Origin of the sequence: Yersinia sp. 2553 StPb PI, from assembly GCF_052217105.1 — a bacterium.
GTDB classification, from domain to species: Bacteria; Pseudomonadota; Gammaproteobacteria; order Enterobacterales; family Enterobacteriaceae; genus Yersinia; species Yersinia enterocolitica_E.
On record NZ_JAZGPX010000002.1, the window covers coordinates 3675640 to 3700727 of the forward strand.

Sequence of the window (25088 nt, forward strand, 5' to 3'; positions counted from 1 at the left end):
GCTTATTTTAAATATTATCGATGTCAGTAACATCCTTCCCATGCATGAGTCGATAGCAAAGTAAATAATTTAAATTATGAGGAATAATAATGCTCAGGGAACAGACTAAAAATAATGTCAGAACTGTAGATATTAATAATAGTATTGATATTAATAAATCAAAGACGATTAATCTATTAGCGATAACCAGCAGAAACAAATGGCAAAATAAAGATAAGAATGGAATAAGTATTATCACTTATTCATTTAGCCAACGAATACCAATAGATTACCATTATTATAAATCAGCTGAGGGTGTTCCGGCCTATTCCCTTAATGAAGCCCAAATTCACCAGATAAGAACCGCTATGCTCGCCATTGCTGATGTGGCGAATATTAAATTTATTGAGGCTAAAGATGATGTTATAGCTAACATCCCCATTACCAATGTTTCACTCGATGGGTCACGTGGCGGTTATGCCTATCCCCCGAATCCTAGTAACCTCAGCCCCATATTTATTAATGCGAAGATAGAGGAGAATCTAGCCCCCACGCAATCAAACTATGGTGGTCGGGTGTTTATGCATGAACTCGGCCATGCACTCGGCTTGGAACATACTCATGACACCGTAGGCTTAACACAACAAACCAGCGTAATGAGCTATTTATCTGAGTTCTACTCAGGAGCAATCTACGGGGGTAACTTTGCATCAACCCCGCAACTCCATGATATTTTAGCACTTCAATACCTTTACGGAGCCAATAATCGTACCCGTATCGGTAATACGACTTATGGTTTCAATTCCAATAGTAATAGGGATTACTTTACTGCAACCCACGCTAACGACAAGTTGGTATTCTGCGTGTGGGATGCCGGTGGTAACGATACGTTTGATTTCTCGGGCTATCATCAAGACCAAAGAATCACACTGACTAAGCGTGGTTTCTCTGATATTGGTGGTTTGAGAGGCAATGTCTCAATTGCAAATAAAGTCGTGATTGAAAATGCCATCGCCGGTAGCGGTGATGATGAAATCAACGGTAACCGATCAAATAACACCCTGAACGGAGGGGGTGGTGATGACAGATTATGGGGCCGGGTGGGAAATGACCGGCTATTTGGCGGCCGTGGTAATGACAGGCTATCCGGTGGTAAGGGTGATGACTTCTTATCCGGCGGCGCGGGTAATGACCGGCTCAGCGGTGGCAATGGCAATGACCGGCTATTCGGCGGGCGCGGCGCTGACCGGATGAAAGGGGGAGAGGGCCATGATATTTTCCAATACCGTAATAGCAGAGATTCCACCAAAAAATATACCGATACCATCATCGACTTTACCTCTGGTGAAGATAAAATTGATTTATCATTCATTATGGCTGGCAATAATAATATTGTTATGGTCAATCAATTCAGCGCGAATGGTCAAACAGAATTAATGCAGAAATATGATGATGTCGCTAATATTACCTATCTGATGATTGATTTCGATCCAAAAATAAGCAAAGTCGATATGATGATAAAATTCACCGGTAAACATCAATTCACCCACAATGATTTTATTGTCAGTTCACCGCTTATTTCATAACTATTTATCCAGGTAGAATCGATGATTCAGGTGGCTGCAATAACGCGCAGCCGCCTGATTGAAACCAATATACCCAAAGTCATTGGTGTTACAGCCATAGGGCAAACTGACACTGTAATAACATCAAGGAAGTGGCATATAGAGGTCAAAACGATGACTTTTAGTGGTTACAGCCGCTTGCGCAGCTATTCCTGCCAACGGCTCGGCATAATCTGGCCGCTTCACCACCACCCGTTTGGTCGCTAACGCGCGGGCCGGTGCCAATAAACCATCGGCATCTTCATCCGCACCCACCAGCGATTGGAACACCCGCATCTCCTTTTTAACCAGTGCACTTTTCTGCCGGTGCGGATACATCGGATCGAGGTAAACCACTTCTGGCCGGGGTTCAATATCTGCCAGTGCTATCAGGCTGGAGGCGTGCAACAGCGTCAACCGTTCGCGCAGCCACGGACCAATCTCAGCATCCTGATAACCGCGACACAAACCATCATCGAGCAATGCTGCCACCACTGGATTGCGCTCCAGCATTTGCACCTGGCAACCCAGCGCCGCCAAAACAAACGCATCCCGCCCTAAGCCTGCGGTAGCATCGACCACGCGGGGAAGATAACCCTTTTTGACCCCGACGGCTTTGGCTACCGCTTCCCCTCGCCCACCACCGAACTTGCGGCGGTGCGCCAACGTGCCGGAGACAAAATCGACATAAATGCCGCCGAGCTTCGGCTCATCCCTCTTGCGCAATTCAAGGCGCTCAGGTGTCAACACCAGTGCCATAATGGCCTGCTCGTCAGACACCAAACCCCAACGCTCAGCCAAAATAGACAAGGCGCCGGGGGCGGCGCCTGCTTCAGACAATAAACAGATACTGACTTGTGACACGTTCTAGCCCTTAATACCGTAATGGCGCAGCATAGCATCCAACTGCGGTTCACGGCCACGGAAGCGCTTGAACAGCGTCATCGGCTCTTCAGAGCCACCGCGGGACAGAATATTATCGAGGAAGGACTGCCCGGTGGCAGCATTGAAAATCCCCTCTTCTTCGAAACGCGAGAATGCATCTGCCGAGAGCACTTCTGCCCACAAATAGCTGTAGTAACCCGCTGCATAGCCACCGGCAAAGATATGGCTAAAGGCATGTGGGAAGCGGCCCCATGTCGGTGACGGTACCACTGCCACCTGCTTTTTCACTTCATACAGGATCGGCAGGATCTGTGCACCGGTCAGTGGATCGAACTCATAATGCATGCGGAAATCGAACAGCCCGAACTCTAATTGACGCAGAATAAATAGCGCCGCCTGATAGTTTTTCGCCGCCAACAGTTTATCCAGCATCTCCTGTGGCAGTGGCTCATGGGTTTCGTAATGGCCGGAAATAAACGCCAGCGCCTGTGGCTCCCAGCACCAGTTTTCCATAAACTGACTCGGCAATTCGACCGCATCCCAAGGGACACCATTGATACCCGAGACGCCGGCAGTATCAATTTTGGTCAGCATGTGATGCAAACCATGGCCGAACTCATGGAACAAGGTGGTGACTTCGTTATGGGTGAACAGCGCCGGTTTACCGCCGACTGGCCCGTTAAAGTTACAGGTCAGATAAGCCACCGGCTTTTGCAATTGACCGTTCGCCAGACGCAGGCTACCGACGCAATCATCCATCCAGGCACCGCCACGTTTGTGCTCACGGGCGTACAAGTCAAGATAGAAGCTGCCGCGCAGTTCACCGCTGGCATCAAAGAGTTCGAAGAAACGCACATCTGGATGCCAGGTATCCACATCTCGGCGCTCTTTGGCGCTAATACCGTAAATACGTTTAACGACTTCGAATAACCCTTCCACCACCCGCTGTTCCGGGAAGTAAGGTCGCAATTGCTCGTCACTGATGGAGAACAGATGCTGCTTCTGCTTCTCTGAATAATAGGTGATATCCCAAGCAGCCAACTCATTGACGCCGTAGTGTTTTTCAGCAAAAGCACGTAATTGTGCCAGTTCTTCTTCAGCCTGCGGACGGGCGCGTTTCGCCAAATCGTTTAGGAAACCAAGCACCTGTTGCGGGCTTTCTGCCATTTTGGTCGCCAGCGATTTCTCGGCATAGCTGCCAAAACCTAACAGTTGTGCCAATTCATGACGCAATGTCAGAATTTCCGCCATGATTTCACTGTTATCCCACTTACCGGCATTTGGCCCCTGATCAGAGGCGCGGGTAGCAAAGGCGCGATACATCTCTTCGCGCAATTTAGCGTTATCAGCATAGGTCAGAACCGGCAGATAACTTGGCATATCCAGTGTCAGCAACCAACCATCCTGCTGTTTGGCTTCAGCCATAGCTTTAGCCGCAGCCAAGGCACTTTCTGGCAAGCCTTGCAATTGGTTAACATCAGTAATTAACTTGCTCCAGCCCATAGTGGCATCGAGCACGTTATTGCTGTAAGTGGAGCCTAGCTCAGACAAACGGGCGACAATTTCGCCATAACGTTTCTGCTGATCGGGTTGCAAACCGATACCGGATAACTGGAAATCGCGCAGCGCATTCTCTACTGCTTTGCGCTGTGGGGCTGTCAATGCATCAAACCCCGGGCCTTCTTTCAGACTGACATAGGCCTGATACAAACCTTTATGTTGACCCACCCAAGTACCGTATTCCGACAGCAATGGCAGGCTTTGTTCATATGCAGTGCGCAGTTCCGGGCTATTTTTGACCGAATTTAAATGCCCGACCGGCGACCAGATACGCGATAAGCGATCGTCAGACTCAGCCAATGGCTGGCACAGGTTATCCCAAGTGAAAGGTCCTGGCTGGGCAACTACCCGCTCCACCGCTTGACGGCATTCATCCAGCGCGGATTTCACCGCAGGCACGATATCTTCGGGGCGAATCGCAGAAAATGGCGGCAGGGAGAACGGGGTCAACAGCGGATTTGTCATAGGGCAGTCCTGATTATAGTTTTGGATATCAATGATTCTTTTGAATATCAATGATCGTTTTCAATACCGCCGCGATGGTGAATACAACGACGACTTATAAATTATCTATGTATGATTAACATGAGGTCTATCAACATGAAAATCAATGGCTGGCGGCCTGACGACTATTGATTACCCACCGATTTTGGCAATCAAGCTCGCACTGCTGGTGTAGCAAAAACCTCAACCAGCTTAAATTGCTCAAAGACCAATAGCATCTCAGGGGAGAAATCACCCTCTCGTTCAAAGAAGGCCCGATGCCCGGTCTGCCAATAAACCAAGCTTTTATCTCCCTCGCCCTCTTTGGCCGCCATTTCTGCGGTGACATCACAATAGCGGACCAGCGTTAAGCTCATGGTTCTAATGACACAAACCGGTGTGCCTCGGCCATCGAGAATGACATTGTAATCACCAACACTGGGCGAAGCTTCTGATTTATAAGCACGATAGGAGCAACAAGTCGCTGTTTTAGCGCCATTGATGACCAATTGTGCCAATTCATCTGCCATCTCAGAACTGTCGCCAAAGGACCAGAGCAAAGCGTCTGGGTAGTGCTCAGCAATTATCTTGTTAGTCATTATTATATCCATTGAGGTGAGATCAGGTATTCATCACAGATTAATGCAATTCAGTTTTTATCCACCAGACAGTTTATACTAGTTGCCATAATGTGCTGGCTGCGGTTTCTCACCAGGGTGTTTGTCGCATCCACAGATAAAAAGCACTGCCACAATCTACAGCATATATTCTCGCTAAATCCTTGATTTAAATTAGAATATCAATTGGTTAAAATAAAATGTTAAGTTATCGCCATAGTTTTCACGCCGGCAACCATGCCGACGTTCTTAAACATACCGTTCAAAGTCTGATTATTGAGTCTTTGAAGGAAAAAGAAAAACCGTTCCTTTATTTGGATACCCACGCCGGTGCCGGTCGCTACCAGTTAAGCGGCGAGCATGCCGAGCGCACGGGTGAATACCTTGATGGTATCGGCCTACTGTGGCAACGAGATGATTTACCTGCTGATTTAGCGCCATATATCAGTGCTATCAATTACTTTAACCGTAGTGAAAAACTGCGTTACTACCCCGGCTCACCATTAATCGCCCGCCATTTATTGCGTGAAGATGACAAAATTCATCTGACTGAACTACACCCAAGCGACTACCCGTTGCTGCGCAATGAGTTTGCTAAAGATGAGCGAGCTAAAGTTCAACGTGCCGATGGTTATCAACAACTTAAATCACAATTGCCCCCATCATCACGCCGGGGTTTTGTTCTGATTGATCCGCCGTATGAAATGAAAACGGATTATCAGGATGTGGTGAAAGGTATTCAGGAAGGCTATAAACGCTTTGCAACGGGTACCTATGCATTATGGTATCCAGTGGTTTTACGTCAGCAAATCAAACGTATGTTACGGGATCTGGAAGCCACCGGCATCCGCCGTATCTTGCAAATTGAGCTGGCAGTGCGCCCGGACAGTGACCAACATGGTATGACCGCATCTGGCATGATTGTGATTAACCCGCCGTGGAAGCTAGAACAACAGATGAATACCTTGTTGCCGTGGCTGCACAACGTGCTGGTGCCATCGGGCCATGGTCATACCCTGGTGAAGTGGGTAGTGCCAGAATAAACACAGCCTAAATCAATTGGTCACGCGAATCAGAGCCATTGACGCAACCTTTGCGACAAAACTCGGGTAAGCGTTAAACTGTTAGGCAAATTTTAAACAACGTGGGAACGATTCTGATGACCAAACATTACGACTATCTGGCAATTGGCGGTGGCAGTGGTGGGATCGCGTCGATCAACCGGGCAGCCATGTACGGCAAAAAGTGTGCGCTGATCGAAGCTAAACAACTTGGTGGCACCTGCGTCAACGTTGGTTGTGTGCCGAAAAAAGTAATGTGGCATGCTGCGCAAATTGCAGAAGCGATTCATTTGTATGGCCCAGATTACGGTTTCGATACCACGGTGAACCATTTCGATTGGAAAAAGCTGATCGCTAACCGTACTGCTTACATCGATCGTATCCATCAGTCTTATGAGCGTGGTTTAGGCAATAACAAAGTGGATATTATTCATGGTTTCGCGCGTTTTGTTGATGCGCATACTGTGGAAGTGAACGGTGAAAAAATCACTGCTGATCACATCCTGATCGCCACCGGTGGCCGCCCAAGTCACCCGAATATCCCTGGCGCAGAATACGGGATTAACTCCGATGGCTTCTTCGAATTAGACGAGATGCCAAAGCGAGTTGCCGTAGTAGGTGCAGGTTATATCGCGGTAGAAATCGCCGGGGTGCTCAATGGGTTAGGTACAGAAACCCATCTGTTTGTGCGCAAACATGCACCATTGCGTACTTTTGATCCGCTGATTGTTGAAACTCTGCTTGAAGTGATGAACACCGAAGGGCCAACACTGCATACCGACGCGGTACCAAAAGCGGTGATTAAAAACGCCGATGGTAGCCTAACGCTGCAACTGGAAAATGGCACTGAAGTCACCGTTGACCACCTGATTTGGGCCATTGGCCGTGAACCGTCAACTGACAACCTCAATCTGTCTGCCAGCGGTGTCAAAACCAATGACAAAGGCTATATCGAAGTTGATAAGTTCCAAAACACTAACGTCAAAGGTATCTACGCCGTCGGGGACAACACCGGTGCGGTTGAACTGACCCCTGTAGCCGTGGCTGCGGGTCGCCGTTTGTCTGAACGCTTGTTCAATAACAAGCCGGATGAGCATCTGGATTACAGTAATATCCCAACCGTGGTATTCAGCCATCCGCCAATCGGCACTATTGGTCTGACTGAGCCGCAAGCACGTGAGAAGTTTGGCGACGATCAGGTGAAAGTGTACAAATCTTCATTCACTGCAATGTACAGCGCGGTGACTCAGCACCGCCAGCCATGCCGGATGAAATTAGTCTGCGTAGGGGTGGAAGAGAAGATTGTTGGTATCCATGGTATCGGTTTCGGTATGGATGAAATCTTGCAAGGGTTTGCTGTCGCCGTGAAAATGGGCGCGACCAAGAAAGATTTCGACAACACCGTCGCTATCCACCCGACCGCCGCAGAAGAGTTTGTAACCATGCGTTAAGGTTTGGTAAAAGATCAGAAAGGCTATGGACCGCAGGGTTGATAGCCTTTTTTATTGTTTTAAATTCTATCCTCGCGAATATTTCTTACTTTCGCGCGGGTGATCCCTTAGTAGTTTCCAGCCAAAATTCATGCCCGCAGCAGCCAATAGGATGGCGGTCGCCCCAGCTATTTGCACGAGACTCAAGCGGTGATCGAATACCAACCAGTCGACAATAATCGCCACAACCGGATAAATAAAAGATAACGTGCCAACCAAACTGGTTGGGATTTTCTGAATCGCGCTGTACAACAGTGCGGACATTAACCCAGTGTGAACCACGCCGATAATGAACAGTAATCCCCATGTGTTGCCTGATAGCGGTAAATCAGACCAACACACAAAGGGTGCCAGCAAAATAGCGCCGACCAACAACTGAATCAGTACAATCAGATGTGGTGGCAAGCCTTTTAGCCGTTTGATAATCGCGGCCGTTACCGCATACATAAATGCCGCCCCCAGCGCCATAATGATGCCGAAGAGGTAGTCAGAACCTGAGGTGATGGCCCCCGGTTGCCCGATAATGATAAACAGCATCCCGCCAAAAGCGACCAGCAACCAACAGAGCGCATTTACTGTTAATTTCTCACCAAAAAACAGCACCCCCAGCCCAACCAGCATAAAGGGTTGAGTATGGTAGGTAACGGTTGCCATCGAAATGGAGGCATAAGAGTAAGCGCCAAACAGTAGAACCCAGTTCAATACCAGCGTAATACCACCGATAACTGCAATGACGATATGCTGTCGCGTGAGCACACCGCGTTTGAGTAAACCCAGCATGGCACAAGCGATAAACATGGCGAATGCACCAAATACACAGCGCCAGAACACAACCGTTACCGCAGGTTGCCCTGATGCGATAACCGGCCAGCCCACAGTACCGGAAATAAGCATAGCTGCGACCATTTCCATGGCCCCGCGAGCTTTCATTTTTATCATTCTCTCTCCGTAATCGCTGCCAGGATGCTTTTGTATTTGAGTGCTTGGCACTCAACAGACAATACATTAAAATGAACAAGTGACTATTATGGTGAACGACAATCAGTCGTTCGTCAAGATGAACAAATGAATGATATGGTGAACAATGACTCACTTTATACCCGATAACTCAGACCATGCAGCAACCCCGATTGGCTTGCTTTCTGCCTCTATTCGCCGGGAACGTGAGAAGTTAGGGCTGACGGTAACGGAATTAGCAAAGCGTGCAGGTATCGCGAAATCGACGTTATCGCAATTGGAAGGTGGAGCCGGTAATCCCAGTCTGGAAACACTGTGGTCGTTAGCCATGGCACTGGATGTTCCGGTCAGTCGGCTTATCGCCCAGCCGCGCATGCATGTTCAGGTGATCAGGGCCAATGAAGGGATTACTGCGGTTTCTGAACAGGCGAACTACACCGCGACGTTGCTGGCTGCCTGCCCCACAGGGGTACAGCGGGATATCTATCGGATTAATGTTCAACCCGGTGAACTCAGGCGCTCCCGAGCACATATGCCCGGTACCATTGAACATGTGATTATCAGTTCAGGAAAAGCCAGAATCGGCCCAGTTGATCAAGCAGTTGAGTTAAACGCAGGAGACTACATTAGCTATTCTGCTGATGTGGAACATATTTTTGAAGCACTGGCCGTGGATACCACTGCGGTGATGATGATTGAGCACACATAAGCTATCGAGATATCCGTGGTCATACAGAATCCCGACCGACACCCTGGCATAACTATTGGTTAGGTTGTGATAGACGTCGACTCTGCTATTATCAACAGGTTGCTGCCATTTTGTATCATATTTTGTAGAATAATCATCTGCATAAGGCATGGATTAAGGCCACTGAGGAGAATTATGCCGAACGCACCGAAAGACAATTCAGCCCCACTGGCGGCGGGGATTGAAACCGGTAAAAAAGCCATTTCCTATATGACCCAGCTGAGTAACCACATCAAAGCTTACCCAGTGGTTGCTCATATTATCCGTGCCACCGATCGCTTTAATGACCGGATGGGCAGCCAGTTTGGTGCAGCTATTACGTATTTTTCTTTTTTGTCACTGATCCCTATTTTGATGGTTTCTTTCGCCGCAGTCGGTTTTGTCCTGGCGTCTAATCCTGACTTATTAGCTGAATTAATTAATAAAATTGTCAATACCATCAGTGATCCAACACTGGCCGCTACACTTAAAAACACGGTAAATACCGCAATCCAGCAGCGCACCACCGTCGGCTTGACTGGCTTAGCGATTGCGCTGTATTCCGGTATCAGTTGGATGGGGAACTTACGCGAGGCGATTCGTGCTCAATCACGGGATGTGTGGGAGCGTAATCCACAGGATCAGGAAAAGTTCTACTACCGTTATGCCCGCGATTTTATCTCGCTGACCGGGTTGGTTATCGCACTGATTATCACCCTGTCACTGACGTCAATTGCCGGTGCTGCACAATCTGCCATTGTTGATGCATTAGGATTGGGGGGAATTGATTGGTTACGGCCCGTTATGACATTGATTGCGTTGTCGATCTCTATTGCGGCTAACTATTTGTTATTTTTATGGATATTCTGGATTCTGCCGCGCCATAAACCTAAGAAAAAAGCGTTACTGCGCGGCACCCTGATTGCCGCTATCGGCTTTGAGATAATTAAGTTTGTCATGACGATGATGCTACCACGCCTTGCCAGTTCGCCGTCCGGGGCGGCTTTTGGCTCCGTTATTGGTTTAATGGCGTTTTTCTACTTTTTTGCCCGGCTAACGTTATTTTGTGCCGCCTGGATAGCCACAGCCCACTACGATGAGGATGAAACCTTACCGCAAGGCGGGGGAAACAAGGCCACCCAATAAGCCCAACCAGATAGGGTCAATACCCCATTAATGATAAATAAGCATTATGGCGTTTGCTCACCTCGCTGACTTATCACTACACTGGCCGCCGTTATCAAAAACAGAGGGCTATCCGTGTCGCGTTATATAAAAAAACCGTGGTTTTTACTGATATTACTTGCAGTTGCGGTGCTGGCCACAGTGTATAAATTGCGTTTTAGCAATGCGGATGCACTGTGGAAAATCGTCAGCCAGCAATGTGTTCCCCATATGGTCGCAGAACATAGCCCGCAGCCTTGTGTCGCGGCTGACATACCGGCTGGTTTTGTGGTGTATAAATCGAATGTTGGGCCATTGCAGTATTTGTTGATGCCGACCGCTAAAATCAGCGGCATGGAAAGCCCACAGTTGTTAACGAGCAGCAGCCCAAACTACTTCCTTGATGCCTGGCAAGCCCGTCACTTTATGGCCGATAAATATGGCGCACCAATTGATGATGCGGATATTTCACTGACCATTAATTCAAAATACGGGCGTAGTCAGGATCATTTACATATCCATATTTCTTGCCTGAAACCACAGGTAAAAGCGGCGCTGGCGGCGCAAGAAGCAAACTTCCGTCAGCAGTGGCAGCCCCTGCCAGGTGGTCTGTTAGGTCATGACTATCTGGTGCGGCGCACAACAGCCGCTGAATTGCAGCACTCAGGTGCATTCCGCCTGTTAGCCGATGAGGTGGCTGGAGCGAAAGATAGTATGGGCCGCTATGGTTTAGCCATGACCGCATTGCCTGATGGGGCATTTTTACTACTGGCAAGCCAGGCGAGCCTGACGAAACTGCACCGTGCATCCGTGGAAGAATTGCAGGATCACGACTGTAATTTGCTATCTCCACCGCCGCCGCCGCTGCTCTCTTCTTCGTAGAGTTAAAACGGCCGGGCAGTTAGTTACTCGCTCTCACCGCCCAGCCGCTACCCTGTTCAAATTGATTGATTTACCGGCTCCCATTAGCCTGGCGATAGATCTTTTATTGCTCTATTTCTTTTGCTTTATCTTTTGCAGGAAAGGGGTGCACTGGTTTTCATCAGCCTCACTGGGCGAAATCAGTGCCAGCAAGGCCGCAGCAGGTGTGAGTGCGACACCCAATACAGCAGCAACCGCACCACGGGCGATCAACGGCCCCGCTTTCACACCAGCATCAGGCTGTTTAAATGTTCCTTTCACATACAGCGGAGAGCGTAGGGTCAGAATACGCAGCCCTTTACTTTCTGGATTGACCGATAAGTCCAACCGCTCAGTAGCAAAGTTGATATTACCGGTAATGTTGATAATGGCATTCTCGGTATCAATAACAAACAGGCGCGGTGTTGCCAATCCATTGCGCAACTGCACATCGGCCACTGCGCAGTTAATTTTCACCTCATCATCACCAAACAGCTTCGCCACCAGATAGTTACCCACATTCAGCCCCAACAACTCCATCAGGCTACGGCTGATTAGCCCCTGATTCAGTAGCAAGCGCAGGTTACCATTACTGGTTGCCAGCAACGCAGCCACTGAGTTACCGGTAGCGGTAAATGATGCGTCGCCATTCAACTGCCCCAGACTGTTGCGCATCGCCTGTACCTGTGGCAATAGCTCTTTCAATTGCAGGCGACGGGCATGCAAATCAACCTTGCCGGTCATCGGATCTTTGTTGCCATTCAGCCGCAAAGTGGCATTAAGGTTACCGCCCGCCATGCCAAAACGCAGTGGATCGAGTCGTAACTCACCCTGATTGAGTACCACGTGGGTAGACAGATTATTCAAAGGTAATGATTTATCCCGTTCGATACGCTTAGCCGCATACGTAACATCTGCATCCATCACTCCCCAACTTTTGGTATCAAACTTATCTGTCGGTAATACCTTGTTTGCAGGCTGCCGGTTTCGCTCACCACGATTGGCCTTTTCCTGATTGGAGTCAGCACCAATCAAGGGGGCTAAATCAGTAAAACGTAATTTTTCTGATGACATTTTGCCCGTTAATTTCGGCCGTGGCTGGCTGGCGGTATAGGTCAGGCTGCCGTGAATATCACTGTCACCGATTTTACCGTTAAAGTTTTCATAGCGATAAACTGCGCCACCAGTTTGCTTTAGGCTGGCAATTAAGCGGCCATCGGTATTGTAAGGCGGGGTCGCGGGCAGCAATACACCGATAAGGGGATAGAGGTTGTCCAGACTGGCACCGGAGAATTTCAATTGCAGATCTAATCCCGCCAGATTGCCAGGGTCGGTTAAGGTACCGGCTACCACCACACGGGTAGAGCCAGAACGCACATCAGCCTGCAACGGGAATGGTACGCTCGCATCACTCATCGACAGCATGCCGCCTATTTTTCCGCTGCCGGTGAGTGGCTGGCTCTGATACTTACCGTCAATTTTCCAGCCGAAAACATAATCTGGCGTATGGCTCTGCGCCTTATCCGTGACCTGTTTATCCTTTGTCTCATTACGAGTACCGGTCACCTCAGCAAACGGCAATGGCTTACCCAGTGGGTCGATCACGGCGTGCAAATCAGCTTTCAGAATGGCATCACTGAGGGTTATTTCACCGCGATCAAACACAATATCGTTAATATTCACTGACCAAGATGAAGAAGGTGCTTCACCCGGCGTAGGGCTATTGGCCAGATTGAAGGTCCAGTTATTCTTACCGTTAGCCAGACGAAGCAGCTTGGCATCCGGTTGTGTTAGCCAGATACGAGGGATCCACACTTTCTGTGCCAATAAAGCCAACGGCGCAATACTGGCATCAACCCGTTTTAACGTGACCATTTCCCCAGCCGGAAAATCTGTGGCTAGCGTGTTAGTTTTATTATCTGTTTTATCACTGACTAAATCTGACGGGTTACCCAACACCAAATCTTCAGCATGAATATGTGGCCATGGTATCCAGCCGCGCCAACCCGGCTCATCCCCTTTACGTGACCAATCCACCCCCAAGTTGCCACGGATAGCAAACGGCCGCTGCAACTCAGCAGAGACTTTTTCATTGATGGTTGGCTTCAAACGGTTCCAGTCAAAGGTCATCACGAAAATCACCGTCGCCGCCAGTAGCAGCACGATAAGTCCACCAACACCTGTCAGCACTTTTCCGGTTTTTGTCATAACAGCTCCATGCCCGTACTCATAATAGATAAAGCTAAATCCGACACCAGGCGCGTATTTAATGGACGTCAGTTCGCGGTAATTTAATCGAAAAATCAGCCATAAAAATAGCTAACTGATTAATAATGCGGATTCAGAAGACTACACTAACCATAGTCGATGATGGTTCAGAATCCATTATTTGGGCAGTTGAATCCGGTGATGCGCAGAGGCAACACGGCAGGGAAGTGCTTTTTCTCAGAGAAGGTTAACCACAAAACAACATAGGCAGCGTCTGTAATCTATCAAATGAAGTTGGCCGGGACAGATAATAACCCTGTGCGGCAGCGGCATCAGAGCGTTGCACCATGGCCCACTCCTGCGAGGTCTCAACCCCTTCAACTATAACCCCTTTGCAGTAGCGCCCCATTAAGGTGACCAAGGTGAAGAACAGTTGGTTTCCAACCTCACTTTCTTGCAACACAATAAATAAATCTCTGGCGACTTTGATGTACTCATAGCGCCAACTGATAAATGAAGTGAAATTCGCCAGCCCGCTGCCAAAATCATCCAACCAGAGTCGGTCAGCTTCAGCAATACGCGCAAAAGGAGTATCAAGGGAGGTATCAACGTGCTCGAGTAATTCAAAGCGAATATAGGGCATAGCATCGATTAGCAATTTGGCTTGCAGATCATCTTGCATCGCCATCAATGCCTGTCCATCAATGTTGATCGAAACCAGTACCGAGTGATGAACAAATATGGCGTGCCACTGCTTAATCATATTCAACTGCTCTAGTACCACATCCAAACGAGCGCGGATACTAATAGCACTGAAGTAATCCTCTGGATTTAAACGTGTATCCGGGGATGAAGGATGAAAAACAGCCGTGAGCAGTTCAATTGCCAGCAACGCACCAGATGTACGATAGATAGGTTGAAAAGTGTACCGACGCTGACATTGCCGCCAGAAGCTCTGTCCTTTATTTCGATCAATAGCGGCAAAGGATGGCGCAAGTAAACCTGATACTTTATTGGTCATCATCAGTTTAGTCGCCATGTTGCAAGACACCGTACAGTAATGGCAGTGTATATCGCTGCCAGCCTGATTGCATCCTGTGGTAAACGGTTTTCTTTCTGGAGATGTTATCGACTCGAGCGACCAGAACTTTATATAGCGGCATGACAGATTATCGTTCCCAAGCGGGCTGGCACGGTACATTAAAGCCATCTACAGTAGTTAACTCAATAATGCCATTAATGTTAATGGAGGTCTGTATGCCTTATGTAAATATTAAAATTACTCGCGAAGGAGCGACGGCGGAGCAGAAAAAACAGCTAATTGCCGGAGTCACCCAACTATTAGTCGATACCTTAGGTAAAAACCCCGCGACTACGGTCGTCGTGATTGATGAAGTGGACACTGATAACTGGGGTATTGGTGGTCAAAGCGTCACCGAACTGCGGAAATCATCATAATTCTGTTCTGAGTGGCGGGAAACTTGTCAGTTTCCCGACCTACATCATAAAAAATTTAAAACGTCGTTTTAATACTATTGACTCCGACCAAGCCAGCAGTGAGACTATAGTCAAAGTCATTGGCGTTGTAGCACGGCTGCAAACAACGCTACAACGTCAAGTTAGCCGGGGATAACCCAATATCATTCCCATCACTGACTCATCATTCAGAAATAGGCCGCTTTCCATGACCAGCAAAAATATTGCCGTTATCGGCGAATGCATGATTGAACTGTCACAAAAAGGTACCGATCTTAGCCGGGGTTTTGGCGGTGATACGCTGAACACTGCGGTGTATGTTGCCCGTCAGGTATCAAAGCAGGCTTTGAATGTACATTACGTGACCGCATTGGGGACTGATAACTTCAGTGAAGAGATGCTGGCTGCCTGGCAGCAAGAACAAATCCACACTGATCTTATTCAGCGTATGGATAATAAGTTGCCGGGTCTGTACTTCATCGAAACCGACAACACCGGTGAGCGAACCTTCTATTACTGGCGCAATGATGCCGCAGCCCGTTTCTGGTTGACCAGCCCGGCAGCCGATGAAATCTGCCAGCGGCTGGAAAAATTTGATTATCTGTACCTTAGTGGGATCAGTTTGGCCATTCTGGACAGCGCATCGCGCCAGCGTCTGCTGCAATTGCTGCGCGCCTGTCGTGCCAACGGCGGCAAAGTTATCTTTGATAACAACTACCGCCCACGCCTGTGGCAGAGCAAGCAAGAGACTCAGGAAGCCTACCGTGACATGTTAGCCTGTACGGATATCGCGTTCCTGACACTGGATGATGAAGATATGCTGTGGGGCGAGAAGCCACTGGAACAGGTGATTGCAAGCACTCAGGCTTTGGGCGTGAGCGAGATTATCATCAAGCGTGGTGCGGACTCGTGTATCGTCTGGGTAAAAGACGGTTTTGAAGCCCATCAATATGATGTTCCCGCGGTCAAACTGCCGAAAGAGAAAGTGGTGGATACCACTGCTGCGGGGGATTCCTTCAGTGCGGGCTATCTGGCGGTTCGCTTAACGGGCGGTAGCGCCCACGACGCAGCAGTACGTGGCCATTTAACAGCCAGCACGGTGATTCAATATCGTGGTGCTATCATTCCACTGGCAGCAATGCCAGCAGTTTGATACTCGCCAACAGGTTCAGGCGGCCGGTGACTGACGTCGCTACGGTCCGCCTCTGCTGCTTCATATCGTCATGAATTCATTTCATTAACGACAAGCCCGGCACATACCGCCCGGGCTTTTTTGATTACTGCGCAGTGGTCGGTGTTGGTGGTGCCGCTACTGTTGGCGTGGCATCCTCTGGCACCACCGTATGGGGTGTCATAATTGCGTTATACGCCGCCTGTAATGCCTTCACATTCACTTCTGGCTCGCCTTTCGGCTGCGTCAGAATCAACGTGGTATCTTGCGATAACTGCTGTTTCAATTCCTGATTAAGCTCAGCCAGCGTCAAACCCGACAAGAATGCCTGGCGCAACTTCTGGTACTGTTCCGGGGCGATATCCACTACGCCACTTTGCTGTGAACGCAAACGTTGGCTCATCAAAATGTCGGTATCAGTCCGGGCATAGGTTGCAAACAACTTACTTAGCTGATCATTTTTCTGCGCCATCAACGCATCAAACTCAGCCTGACTCAGGCCATTAGCGCGCAAGCTAGCCAGTTCACGGGCAACAAAACTCATCCCTGGCGTCAGGTTTTCAGCCGGCGTATTCAAGTGGATAGCACATTGCGCACGCTGATATTGCACCCGGCAATCAAAGCCCAGCTTCAGGTTCTTCTGATCACTTTTATCCAACACTTGCTGGATATGCCAGAACAGTGCCTCGCGCGCCAAATCACTGCGCCAGTAGCGGCTCAATGCGATGGAATCCTGAATAGGATGCCATGGGGTATCCCACATCAGCGATAGCGTATCTTGTGCCGCTTGTTCATTAATAAGGCTTACCGGCTCTGGCGGCAATGGCGCTAACATCGCAATCGGTGCAGGTGTCGCGCGTTTCCCTTTCAGCTCAGAGAACGCTTTACCAATTTGGGCGGCAATGCTGCGGCTATCCACGTTTCCGACCACGTACAACGTCATCGCATCCGGGGTGTACCACTGTTCATAAAACTGTTTTAGCTTTTCGACATCGACCGGCTTCGCCACAGGTTGACCCGGATCATGCCCAATCAAAGAAGAACCTTTAAGCCGATAACGCCACCAAGGTTCCTGAATATTTTGCGGGAAAGTGGCAATAGGATCGGTGGCACCATTCAGTGCTGCATTAACGGTTTGTTCATTTACAGCCAGCTTGCCACTGGTATCAGATAACCAGGCCAGCGCTTCCTTCATCAGGTCGGGGCGGTTATTGGGCAAACTTAAGCTGTATAACGTGAAATCATAAGATGTAATGGCCGGTGGCAACGGGCGCTCGTTATCGACCCCTTGTTGCCACAGCGACTGAAGTTGGGCGGGAGTAAAACTCGCGCTACTCATTAATGCCAGGCGTGGTAGCAGATGGGCAAAGCCAACTTGCTGTGCGCTTTCAGATAATGAGCCAGTATTAACAACCAGACGTAACTCGATCCGATCGCTTGGGCGTTGCGGCGTAGCCAGCAACTGCCATGAGAACCCGTTTTCTAACTTCCCCTGCTGCCAAGCAGGATCGGGTTGTAGTGCTTCAGCCTGCACATTACTGCTGGCGGCAGCCAACAATAATCCACCAACTATGAGACGAATTCTGGTGCCCTGCATGTGAACCCCTACTTAATAAACTATCCAATTTTAAAACGATACAAATTTACACCAGCCAGTCGTGTTTTCACCCGAACAGCCCATGTTTAACTTGTCAGCGCCATCGATATGGCAGCCATAAAGACATGCATAAACCAATCCAGCTTTAATAACCCCAGTCCAGCCATCACAAACTGATCGCTCTGCCGTCATTATTAGGCGAAAAATCAACGGTCAACGCCACCGTGAAAACCGGAGGTGGCAGTGTACCATTCTGTTAGACCGCATGCTTTTGCCGATGTCACTCAACAGAGTAAAAAATAGTAGCTAAAGGGTATTTAACACCAGAAAATGGATCGCGGGGCATTATTTTCGCGATTATAGTGCAGAGGTGCTACCGGTGACAGCAAGCCACCGGTAGCGATTTGGTCGTACTAATCGACTGAATCTTGGTTATATCTTTCGCACTTGATGCTACGAAGAAGAAAGACCGTTTTTTATCTCACTGTTAGGTGGTGTTTTGTTTGATAACACCGCCTGCAACTGGTCGTTATCCAGTTGTTTACACCATTTGGCAACCACAATAGTTGCCACACCGTTACCTATCAGGTTAGTCAGGGCGCGAGCTTCGGACATAAAGCGATCGATACCCAGAATCAGCGCCAACCCGGCCAGTGGTAAATGCCCAACCGCAGAGATGGTCGCCGCCAACACAATAAAGCCACTGCCTGTCACACCGGCCGCACCTTTTGAGGAGAGCAGCAGTACTACCAGTAATGTGACCTGATGAATAACATCCATATGGGTGTTGGTCGCCTGCGCAATAAACACTGCCGCCATGGTCAGGTAGATAGAGGTGCCGTCCAGATTAAAGGAGTAACCGGTCGGGATAACCAACCCCACCACCGATTTCTTACACCCTGCTTTCTCCATCTTATCGAGCATGCGCGGGAGCACGGACTCAGAAGATGACGTCCCCAATACGATCAGCAGTTCTTCTCTTATATAGCGGATAAATTTGAAGATGTTAAAGCCATTGAATCTCGCAATTGACCCCAGCACCACCACCACAAACAGAATACAGGTCGCGTAGAAGCAAATAATCAACTGCCCCAGTTGCACCAAGCTGCCGACACCATACTTACCGATAGTAAAGGCCATCGCACCGAAAGCACCAATCGGCGCCAGGCGCATAATCATATTGATGATACCGAAGATAACGCGGGAGAAACTCTCGATAACATTAAAGATGAGCTGACCTTTTTCACCCAAACGGTGCAGGGCAAAACCGAACAGAACAGCAAACATCAATACTTGCAGAATATTACCGCTGGCAAACGCGCCCACCACACTGCCTGGGATGATATCCAGCAAGAATGGCACAATCCCTTGTTGCGAGGCTTGTTCGGCATAAAGTGCAACTGCTTTGGCATCCAAAGTTGCCGGGTCGATATTCATACCGGCACCGGGTTGCACCACGTTAACAATCACCAGCCCAATCAATAGTGCAATGGTGCTGACAATTTCAAAATAGAGCAGTGCAATCGCACCGGTACGGCCAACGGCCTTCATACTTTCCATGCCCGCGATACCGGTAACCACGGTACAGAAAATCACGGGTGCGATAATCATTTTAATTAGTTTAACAAATCCATCACCCAGAGGTTTCATCTGAGCGCCGAGGTCAGGGTAAAAGTGCCCTAACAATACGCCCAAGGTAATCGCCGTTAACACCTGAAAATAAAGACTTTTAAATATTGAAACTTTCATGACTATGTCCTTTTGGGTAAATACACGGCAGCCTGTCGCTTAACTCTTTGTGATGATTGAGTGACACTTCTTTTTTATCCGTGCTTGCGCGGAAAATAACACCCTCATAACAATATGGAAATTATTAGTTGCACTGGATTGCACCCTTAACACGAAATTAAGAACTGAAACGCTTCAAGCGAGAGCAACAACGGAAAAACAGACAGATCAACCAGACAATTAACCAAAATGATTAGTCCGCAGAAGGGGTAGAAATGAGATAAATAATCGGGATGGTGTGTCGGGGAAAAAGAAGGTTTTTGAACGACGTGAACAGCCGATGTATTGCAGCAATAGCCCCCTTTAAGGATGATTGGTCAAGGGGGCGAGTTAGCCATTTCCAGTAAGCTTATTTAATTGCCCGGGTGGGCGCGGTGGCAGCACTGTTAATGGCGACTTCGTTAATGGCACTCCACTTATTGATATCTGTGCCAAAAGTGTCCAGCTTGATATATTTGGCTGTCACCGGTGTAAAAGTCAGCTTCTCACCGCTTTTGTTCGCCGTAGAGGTTTCCAGCCCTTGCGCCAGCGGCTGCCAACTCTTCCCATCACTGGAATAGGCGATGGAGAACTTCAGCTTGCGTTCGGTGGGTTTAAATGGAACCACGAGAATATTTTCAATGGATTGCGCTTTATCCAATTCCAGTTGAATCCAGCTATCTCCCGATGCTGCCCAACGCGTTTTTACATCGCCGTCGGCAATATTCGCCGGAACATGGCCTTTCTCACTGTCATAACCCGATGCAGTGACAGCAACAATCTGCGCGGCATAACCCGATGCGCAGAACAACGAACCTAACACCAGAGTGGCTAAAACCTGTTTTTTCATCAACCTATCCTTTTTATCACGACACAGAAACCCGAGAGGAAAGCGCCGGGACAAGCAACCCTGGGAAGCCACTGCCCGGCACTTTACCAACAGCGGCCCCAGCACGGGCCGCTGTCGGGACTATTTACGGCCGTTCGGTTGCAGCTTCTCACCCACATTGAGCAAGAACAGTTCATTATCACGGGTTGAGATCCGGGCTGAACCGTCGTCCATTCGGTAAGCACCTTCAGTAAAACCAGCACCATTCAGGAAAGGGGCTACTGCCTGTGGTTTATTGCGTAGTGAAGCCTCTAGCGCCAATAAAGCGTAAGGCTCAATGGCATCTATATCTGCATATTGACGATCCGGTGAAGCCATAAAGAAACCATCGATATAGCGGGTTTTAACGATGTTATCGCCGATTTTCTCTGCTAATAACCGATACTCCGCCACCTGACTGGCATGGTAGAGATCCAACAAAGCAAACAATGCGTAAGGATCGCTGTTGGTGGTATCCAACTTGATCTTCACCTCTTTACCCGGTGCTGTGCCGAGATCACCCAGCCCCTGATCGTTTGCAATACCGCGAGCCACTTTCCACAACAGTGGATCATTATCAATGGCATAAGCACGGGCATATGAAATCAGGAATTCGTTGCCCGCTTTGTACGGCTTGAGTACGGTGCCTTTTTTGCCGTAATAGCCATCACGCGGCAGTGTATAATTGGATAAGTCCTGCCCATCAGCAATCATTGGGCGGAAGGTGTTGTCCTTATCGTTATAAGCATATTGCGCGAATGCTTTTAGGCCATCCACGGTCCATTTCAATAAATCCTGCCCTTGATTGCCCAGATCTTTACCCAGTTGCAGTTGCATCAGCGCATTTTCAGAATAAAGCGTGCTGGTGCGCCCTTTGAGCATCATGTTGCCTTCCAATGCTGCCGGGCCAAACTCTGGGCCAAACTGACGCTGGGCGCGGTCACCGAACTTGGAGTGGGTATCTGCGTCATCTGTTGGCTCTTCCCGTTTAAGAGCTTGGGTAAACTGATAAACACCAAGACCGGTTTTCGCATCACGTGGCAATACATACTGCGAGGCCAAACGCTTAGCCCACACTAATGCCTCTGGCTCCTGCTGATGTTTATAAAGCAGAGAGGCGGAATAAATCAGATCATTACCTGCATTGAGGAAGCTAAGCCCTTTGGTTGCAAAGAAGGGGGCCTGTTGCTCGAATTTACTTTCCCACAATTTCCCCATTGGTTTGCCATATTCGCCGTGGCGGCTGGTTTCGAGAATACGCCAGTCATAAACATGGGCGTTCCAGAAACCACGAATGAACCGGGCAGTGGCATCACTATCAACACTGAACATCAGGTCATAGTAGGGATAGGCATTTTTCAGTTCATGCACCATCTCTTTTTCACTCGGCCCTTCTGGTTGCAGCGTTTTCAAATCGACAAAGCGATGGCCGCCCCAATAGAGTAAGCCGCTCGGGTCCTGATAATTTTGGAAATGATAACGAACGATATCTTCAGCGCGTTTTGGGTAACGGGCGTCCTGAGTAAGCTGGCTCAGGCCGCTCATGACACGCATCAGAATTTGTTGTGCTGAGAAGTTTGATAACACAGCCCGACGGCCATCGGGGAATATCCATTCCATTTGTTGGCCAGTACGGGGGTCAACACCATCCGCCAATAACGGGCTGGGCTTATCGCCGTGGTAAGTATCTGAAGCTTTGCTTAACACGTTATCGACATACTGTTTCACGACAGTGAGACGATCGGTATCCGCTGCCTGTCCAGCGGGTATATACAGCGTTGCCAGCGCTGCCATACTCAAGAATAACGCTCTTTTTTTCATTACTTGCTACCTGTCAAAAATCGTTATGTGAGGTGTGACCCCCTGAGGTCAGAATCTGATTATTTCAATAATGGATCAGAAGCTGTATTTCACCCCAACGCGATAACGGGTTTGACGTTCGTTGGTATTTTTGCTGCCAGCAACGTTACCCACTGCCATATAAGGAGACCAGTTTTTATCCCACTTGTAAGTCAATTTAAAATCGTGGCTCCAATCGTAGTTCTCGTTATTTGCCAGTATAACCCCAGCTTTATTGGCTTGTTTGTAGTCCAGCTCATAGTCTAATTGATAATCTTTAAAGAATTTATAGCTAACCACGCTCGTCAGATTATAGCCATTTTCAGATGTATCTTTTGGCGTATTAATATTGGCGCTGGTGCGTTTGTAATAAGGACGATAACGGAAGGAAACAGAGAGGTCGTCAACGATATTAGCCTTACCTCGCAGGTAAGGACGATAACTATTGGCTGTGGAGCTTGAATCTAATGAGAAACCTGGTTCAATAGAAAATGTATTATCAATTTTGTATACATAGCTGGCAACGACTTCAGTACCATTGCTGACTGTTTCATTAAATGCTTTATCTTTGTCCTGAGCTCCTTTCCACTTGCCTTCCAGTGACAAACCGAAGCCATTTGCAAAACGATGTGACATTAATAAACGATCTTTGTGGGTGTTACCACTTTGATCTTGCATTTCATGACGATAGTCAATAGTTACCGCCATTGCGCTAGTGCTGATAAGTGATGCCATTGCCAGAGATAGTAATTTAAATTTCATTCCAATTTCCCTTATTTTAATAAAGATAAGTATTATTATGATAAATACAAAAGACATTTATGAAACATAATTCTATTTATTTTGATATTAAGTTCCGAGATCCATGACCGATAGTTTGAAATTAATAAAACCAATATCCATTTATGTGACATGGTTCAAAGTAAATAGTTTTAACCAATATCTCTCGTCTGTAATAATTCTGCTGTAACGTAGGCATAGCAAGGGATTGTCGCTATTTTAAAGAGGATAATGTGAGGGATAAATAGTCTTGACGTGGTAGGCAATAATATTGTAGGTACAAGCGAATATAAGGCAAATACATCCTAGTCCAATATTTTCATATGGGTATTATTGATAGTTTTAATCACTTTTACACTACAGATGATATTTGCTATTTTCTTGTGGGCAAAGGATTAGTGGATATACACGCCGAACCAAGGTGTGACGGATATTTCTTATTAAAAATTAAGGTTAATTAATATAAGAAAAGATAATATCTTGATATTTCCTGCATAGATGAAAGTTCTGATATCTAGCCATATTGCAGTGATTACACCAGCACAATCTGTAGACCAAGAGGAGCAGCCAGCGAATGGCCAATACCACCGGTTACCTCAACCCGTTTTTTGGTAAGCACCAAACCAACGTTGCAACGGTGCCGCTTTATCTTCAGCGGCACCTCGCCTCCCATAAAGGCCATGTTATTAATTTAATTAAATTTGATACAACAATTTAGTTAATAGTAATTGATCAAGAATACGGCTTTACCATTCGCTTTACCTGGCATGGGGTTCGCTTCTGTTTGAATATAGCGAGCCACCAGTGGAACGCGTATCGTAGAACTGCCATCTTTTGGCAGCGTTAACGTTTGTTCTGCGGCAAAGTTAAAGAGTGTTGGCGTCTGGTTGCTCACACCCCAACCGATTTGTATGCCTACACCCGATGCGGCTCCTGATACTGTTGAATCGATAGCCATCACTCCACTTGTCGAATCAATAACATTGCTAGTGGGTGTTAATCGCACACCAATACTGTTACTGGTTGACGTTGCTACAGCACCCGTGCCGGTGCTGTAATCAAACATCAGCGTGCTATTGTTCGCATTATAGAAGCCATAAAAAGTAGGACAATTTGTCAATATAATCGAGGCATCTATCCACGGCGTCGTAGCACCAATAGCCGTAAAGTATTGCCGCTTCTCATAACTCCCCATGTTCACATTCACATTCGGTGTCGTGCAAGTCTGGGCAGAGACCGTTAACTGCCCCTGAAACTTGATCACATTAGCTTTGACCGGAAGCCCTGTTGTTGCAGAGTGAGTCAGTGGGTTAACAATAGAGATACTGGCAGACGGCAGTGTTGACGCATCAAGACTATAATTTCCAGGTGTAATCGTGCCGATTTTGATCAATGAGACATAGACGGTTCTGCCATTCAGGAAAGGTTCATAAGACCCACCCGCTACCGGACTTTGTACATCGGCAGGGAATTGATAGTTAGCCTGGCCCAAAATAGCTGCATCAGCGTTGTTGTTCCGGGATATGGCAATCCCGACACCCGGAATATTGGTCTGATATACCGCACCGCTAAAGGGGCTACCCGTCCAATTAGCCAGTGGCAAAGGGGCTTGCTCAATCCCCCATGCAATATTGAGCCACATAGTGGTATCTACTGGGGATGTGCATTTCATCACGCTAAGGCCAGTGGATCCACTATTCCAGCGCCCCTGATAAATCACCGTTCCGACTGGAATATCTGCACCGGCTGAAATCGCCGGAGGAGTGAGTTGCACCGTATCCGTGCGGGGGGCCCCATTCAGCGGCGCACAAACCACCTCAGCCCAAACGCTATGGCTGGTCATCATGAGTAAAACAAGCCCGGCGATACTTTGTATTATTTTTTTCATTCGTTCACCTTTGGCACAACTACGCATTACGTTCACTATTTTGGCGGTCATCGACAGAACACAAAAT

Annotated in this window: 21 protein-coding genes; 8 read left to right on the top strand and 13 right to left on the bottom strand. The window is 48.1% G+C overall.

The features are described from left to right. Positions 1 to 89 precede the first annotated feature (89 nt). Positions 90 to 1565 carry a M10 family metallopeptidase C-terminal domain-containing protein gene (locus V2A84_RS18380; RefSeq protein WP_083161337.1) on the top strand — a complete coding sequence of 492 codons (1476 nt, stop codon included), beginning with the start codon at positions 90 to 92 and terminating at the stop codon, positions 1563 to 1565. Between the two features lie 123 nt (positions 1566 to 1688). On the opposite strand, the gene rsmJ is transcribed toward V2A84_RS18380, so the two are convergent. The 3 genes from rsmJ to V2A84_RS18395 form a co-directional block, all read right to left on the bottom strand. Continuing rightward, positions 1689 to 2447, bottom strand: a complete 759-nt coding sequence (gene rsmJ / locus V2A84_RS18385) for a 16S rRNA (guanine(1516)-N(2))-methyltransferase RsmJ (protein WP_083161340.1) — start codon at positions 2445 to 2447, stop codon at positions 1689 to 1691. A 3-nt stretch (positions 2448 to 2450) separates the two neighbouring features. After that, positions 2451 to 4493, bottom strand: a complete 2043-nt coding sequence (prlC, locus tag V2A84_RS18390; RefSeq protein WP_083161342.1) for an oligopeptidase A — start codon at positions 4491 to 4493, stop codon at positions 2451 to 2453. A gap of 191 nt (positions 4494 to 4684) precedes the next feature. After that, positions 4685 to 5110, bottom strand: coding sequence for an ASCH domain-containing protein (locus tag V2A84_RS18395; RefSeq protein WP_083161344.1), 426 nt, complete (start codon positions 5108 to 5110; stop codon positions 4685 to 4687). 218 nt (positions 5111 to 5328) lie between these two features. Between V2A84_RS18395 and V2A84_RS18400 the strand changes: the two genes are divergently transcribed. Next, positions 5329 to 6171 (top strand): 23S rRNA (adenine(2030)-N(6))-methyltransferase RlmJ, encoded by an 843-nt coding sequence (locus tag V2A84_RS18400; RefSeq protein ID WP_083161346.1) that lies wholly within the window; start codon positions 5329 to 5331, stop codon positions 6169 to 6171. A 116-nt stretch (positions 6172 to 6287) separates the two neighbouring features. After that, positions 6288 to 7640, top strand: coding sequence for a glutathione-disulfide reductase (gene gorA / locus V2A84_RS18405; RefSeq protein WP_102970497.1), 1353 nt, complete (start codon positions 6288 to 6290; stop codon positions 7638 to 7640). A 66-nt stretch (positions 7641 to 7706) separates the two neighbouring features. On the opposite strand, the gene V2A84_RS18410 is transcribed toward gorA, so the two are convergent. Beyond that, positions 7707 to 8615 carry a DMT family transporter gene (locus V2A84_RS18410; RefSeq protein ID WP_083163959.1) on the bottom strand — a complete coding sequence of 303 codons (909 nt, stop codon included), beginning with the start codon at positions 8613 to 8615 and terminating at the stop codon, positions 7707 to 7709. 148 nt (positions 8616 to 8763) lie between these two features. Between V2A84_RS18410 and V2A84_RS18415 the strand changes: the two genes are divergently transcribed. The 3 genes from V2A84_RS18415 (at position 8764) to V2A84_RS18425 (ending at position 11409) form a co-directional block, all read left to right on the top strand. Continuing rightward, positions 8764 to 9345, top strand: coding sequence for a helix-turn-helix domain-containing protein (locus tag V2A84_RS18415; protein WP_083161348.1), 582 nt, complete (start codon positions 8764 to 8766; stop codon positions 9343 to 9345). Between the two features lie 174 nt (positions 9346 to 9519). Continuing rightward, on the top strand, positions 9520 to 10509 hold the full coding sequence (yhjD, locus tag V2A84_RS18420; RefSeq protein WP_083161350.1) for an inner membrane protein YhjD: 990 nt from the start codon (positions 9520 to 9522) through the stop codon (positions 10507 to 10509). 114 nt (positions 10510 to 10623) lie between these two features. Continuing rightward, positions 10624 to 11409 carry a CDP-diacylglycerol diphosphatase gene (locus V2A84_RS18425; protein WP_083161352.1) on the top strand — a complete coding sequence of 262 codons (786 nt, stop codon included), beginning with the start codon at positions 10624 to 10626 and terminating at the stop codon, positions 11407 to 11409. Positions 11410 to 11520: 111 nt separating this feature from the next. Here V2A84_RS18425 and V2A84_RS18430 read toward each other — a convergent pair whose 3' ends face one another. Beyond that, positions 11521 to 13635: an AsmA family protein gene (locus tag V2A84_RS18430; RefSeq protein WP_083161354.1), complete on the bottom strand. Its 2115-nt coding sequence runs from the start codon at positions 13633 to 13635 to the stop codon at positions 11521 to 11523. A gap of 247 nt (positions 13636 to 13882) precedes the next feature. Then, positions 13883 to 14674 (bottom strand): cyclic-guanylate-specific phosphodiesterase, encoded by a 792-nt coding sequence (gene pdeH, locus V2A84_RS18435; protein WP_193784750.1) that lies wholly within the window; start codon positions 14672 to 14674, stop codon positions 13883 to 13885. A 218-nt stretch (positions 14675 to 14892) separates the two neighbouring features. On the opposite strand from pdeH, the gene V2A84_RS18440 reads away from it, so the two are divergent. Continuing rightward, positions 14893 to 15093: a 2-hydroxymuconate tautomerase family protein gene (locus V2A84_RS18440; protein ID WP_050086806.1), complete on the top strand. Its 201-nt coding sequence runs from the start codon at positions 14893 to 14895 to the stop codon at positions 15091 to 15093. A 226-nt stretch (positions 15094 to 15319) separates the two neighbouring features. After that, positions 15320 to 16264, top strand: a complete 945-nt coding sequence (locus tag V2A84_RS18445; protein ID WP_083161358.1) for a sugar kinase — start codon at positions 15320 to 15322, stop codon at positions 16262 to 16264. A 124-nt stretch (positions 16265 to 16388) separates the two neighbouring features. Here the strand turns inward: V2A84_RS18445 and V2A84_RS18450 are convergent, their stop codons facing one another. From V2A84_RS18450 to V2A84_RS18480, 7 genes are all read right to left on the bottom strand, one after another. Then, entirely contained in the window at positions 16389 to 17879 is a 1491-nt protein-coding gene (locus tag V2A84_RS18450) for a M16 family metallopeptidase (RefSeq protein ID WP_442849007.1), read from the bottom strand. Between the two features lie 453 nt (positions 17880 to 18332). Next, entirely contained in the window at positions 18333 to 19628 is a 1296-nt protein-coding gene (locus V2A84_RS18455) for a dicarboxylate/amino acid:cation symporter (RefSeq protein ID WP_372560264.1), read from the bottom strand. A gap of 388 nt (positions 19629 to 20016) precedes the next feature. Beyond that, a complete protein-coding gene (locus V2A84_RS18460; RefSeq protein ID WP_372568467.1) occupies positions 20017 to 20496 on the bottom strand; it encodes a discoidin domain-containing protein in 480 nt (159 codons plus the stop codon). Positions 20497 to 20616: 120 nt separating this feature from the next. Continuing rightward, positions 20617 to 22335, bottom strand: a complete 1719-nt coding sequence (locus V2A84_RS18465) for a pectate lyase (RefSeq protein WP_442849008.1) — start codon at positions 22333 to 22335, stop codon at positions 20617 to 20619. 75 nt (positions 22336 to 22410) lie between these two features. After that, positions 22411 to 23115: an oligogalacturonate-specific porin KdgM family protein gene (locus V2A84_RS18470; RefSeq protein WP_083161368.1), complete on the bottom strand. Its 705-nt coding sequence runs from the start codon at positions 23113 to 23115 to the stop codon at positions 22411 to 22413. 550 nt (positions 23116 to 23665) lie between these two features. Then, positions 23666 to 23794, bottom strand: a complete 129-nt coding sequence (locus tag V2A84_RS18475; RefSeq protein ID WP_372568465.1) for a hypothetical protein — start codon at positions 23792 to 23794, stop codon at positions 23666 to 23668. Positions 23795 to 23851: 57 nt separating this feature from the next. Continuing rightward, positions 23852 to 25021 carry a fimbrial protein gene (locus V2A84_RS18480; protein WP_083161370.1) on the bottom strand — a complete coding sequence of 390 codons (1170 nt, stop codon included), beginning with the start codon at positions 25019 to 25021 and terminating at the stop codon, positions 23852 to 23854. Positions 25022 to 25088: the final 67 nt, after the last annotated feature.

Coding starts and splice junctions, on each gene's coding strand:
- V2A84_RS18415 (WP_083161348.1), top strand. CDS start 8,764: ATGACTCACTTTATACCCGATAACTCAGACCATGCAGCAACCCCGATT.
- V2A84_RS18445 (WP_083161358.1), top strand. CDS start 15,320: ATGACCAGCAAAAATATTGCCGTTATCGGCGAATGCATGATTGAACTG.
- V2A84_RS18440 (WP_050086806.1), top strand. CDS start 14,893: ATGCCTTATGTAAATATTAAAATTACTCGCGAAGGAGCGACGGCGGAG.
- V2A84_RS18430 (WP_083161354.1), bottom strand. CDS start 13,635: ATGACAAAAACCGGAAAAGTGCTGACAGGTGTTGGTGGACTTATCGTG.
- V2A84_RS18480 (WP_083161370.1), bottom strand. CDS start 25,021: ATGAAAAAAATAATACAAAGTATCGCCGGGCTTGTTTTACTCATGATG.
- yhjD (WP_083161350.1), top strand. CDS start 9,520: ATGCCGAACGCACCGAAAGACAATTCAGCCCCACTGGCGGCGGGGATT.
- prlC (WP_083161342.1), bottom strand. CDS start 4,493: ATGACAAATCCGCTGTTGACCCCGTTCTCCCTGCCGCCATTTTCTGCG.
- V2A84_RS18395 (WP_083161344.1), bottom strand. CDS start 5,110: ATGACTAACAAGATAATTGCTGAGCACTACCCAGACGCTTTGCTCTGG.
- V2A84_RS18460 (WP_372568467.1), bottom strand. CDS start 20,496: ATGAAAAAACAGGTTTTAGCCACTCTGGTGTTAGGTTCGTTGTTCTGC.
- V2A84_RS18465 (WP_442849008.1), bottom strand. CDS start 22,335: ATGAAAAAAAGAGCGTTATTCTTGAGTATGGCAGCGCTGGCAACGCTG.
- V2A84_RS18455 (WP_372560264.1), bottom strand. CDS start 19,628: ATGAAAGTTTCAATATTTAAAAGTCTTTATTTTCAGGTGTTAACGGCG.
- gorA (WP_102970497.1), top strand. CDS start 6,288: ATGACCAAACATTACGACTATCTGGCAATTGGCGGTGGCAGTGGTGGG.
- pdeH (WP_193784750.1), bottom strand. CDS start 14,674: ATGGCGACTAAACTGATGATGACCAATAAAGTATCAGGTTTACTTGCG.
- V2A84_RS18470 (WP_083161368.1), bottom strand. CDS start 23,115: ATGAAATTTAAATTACTATCTCTGGCAATGGCATCACTTATCAGCACT.
- V2A84_RS18400 (WP_083161346.1), top strand. CDS start 5,329: ATGTTAAGTTATCGCCATAGTTTTCACGCCGGCAACCATGCCGACGTT.
- V2A84_RS18450 (WP_442849007.1), bottom strand. CDS start 17,879: ATGCAGGGCACCAGAATTCGTCTCATAGTTGGTGGATTATTGTTGGCT.
- V2A84_RS18380 (WP_083161337.1), top strand. CDS start 90: ATGCTCAGGGAACAGACTAAAAATAATGTCAGAACTGTAGATATTAAT.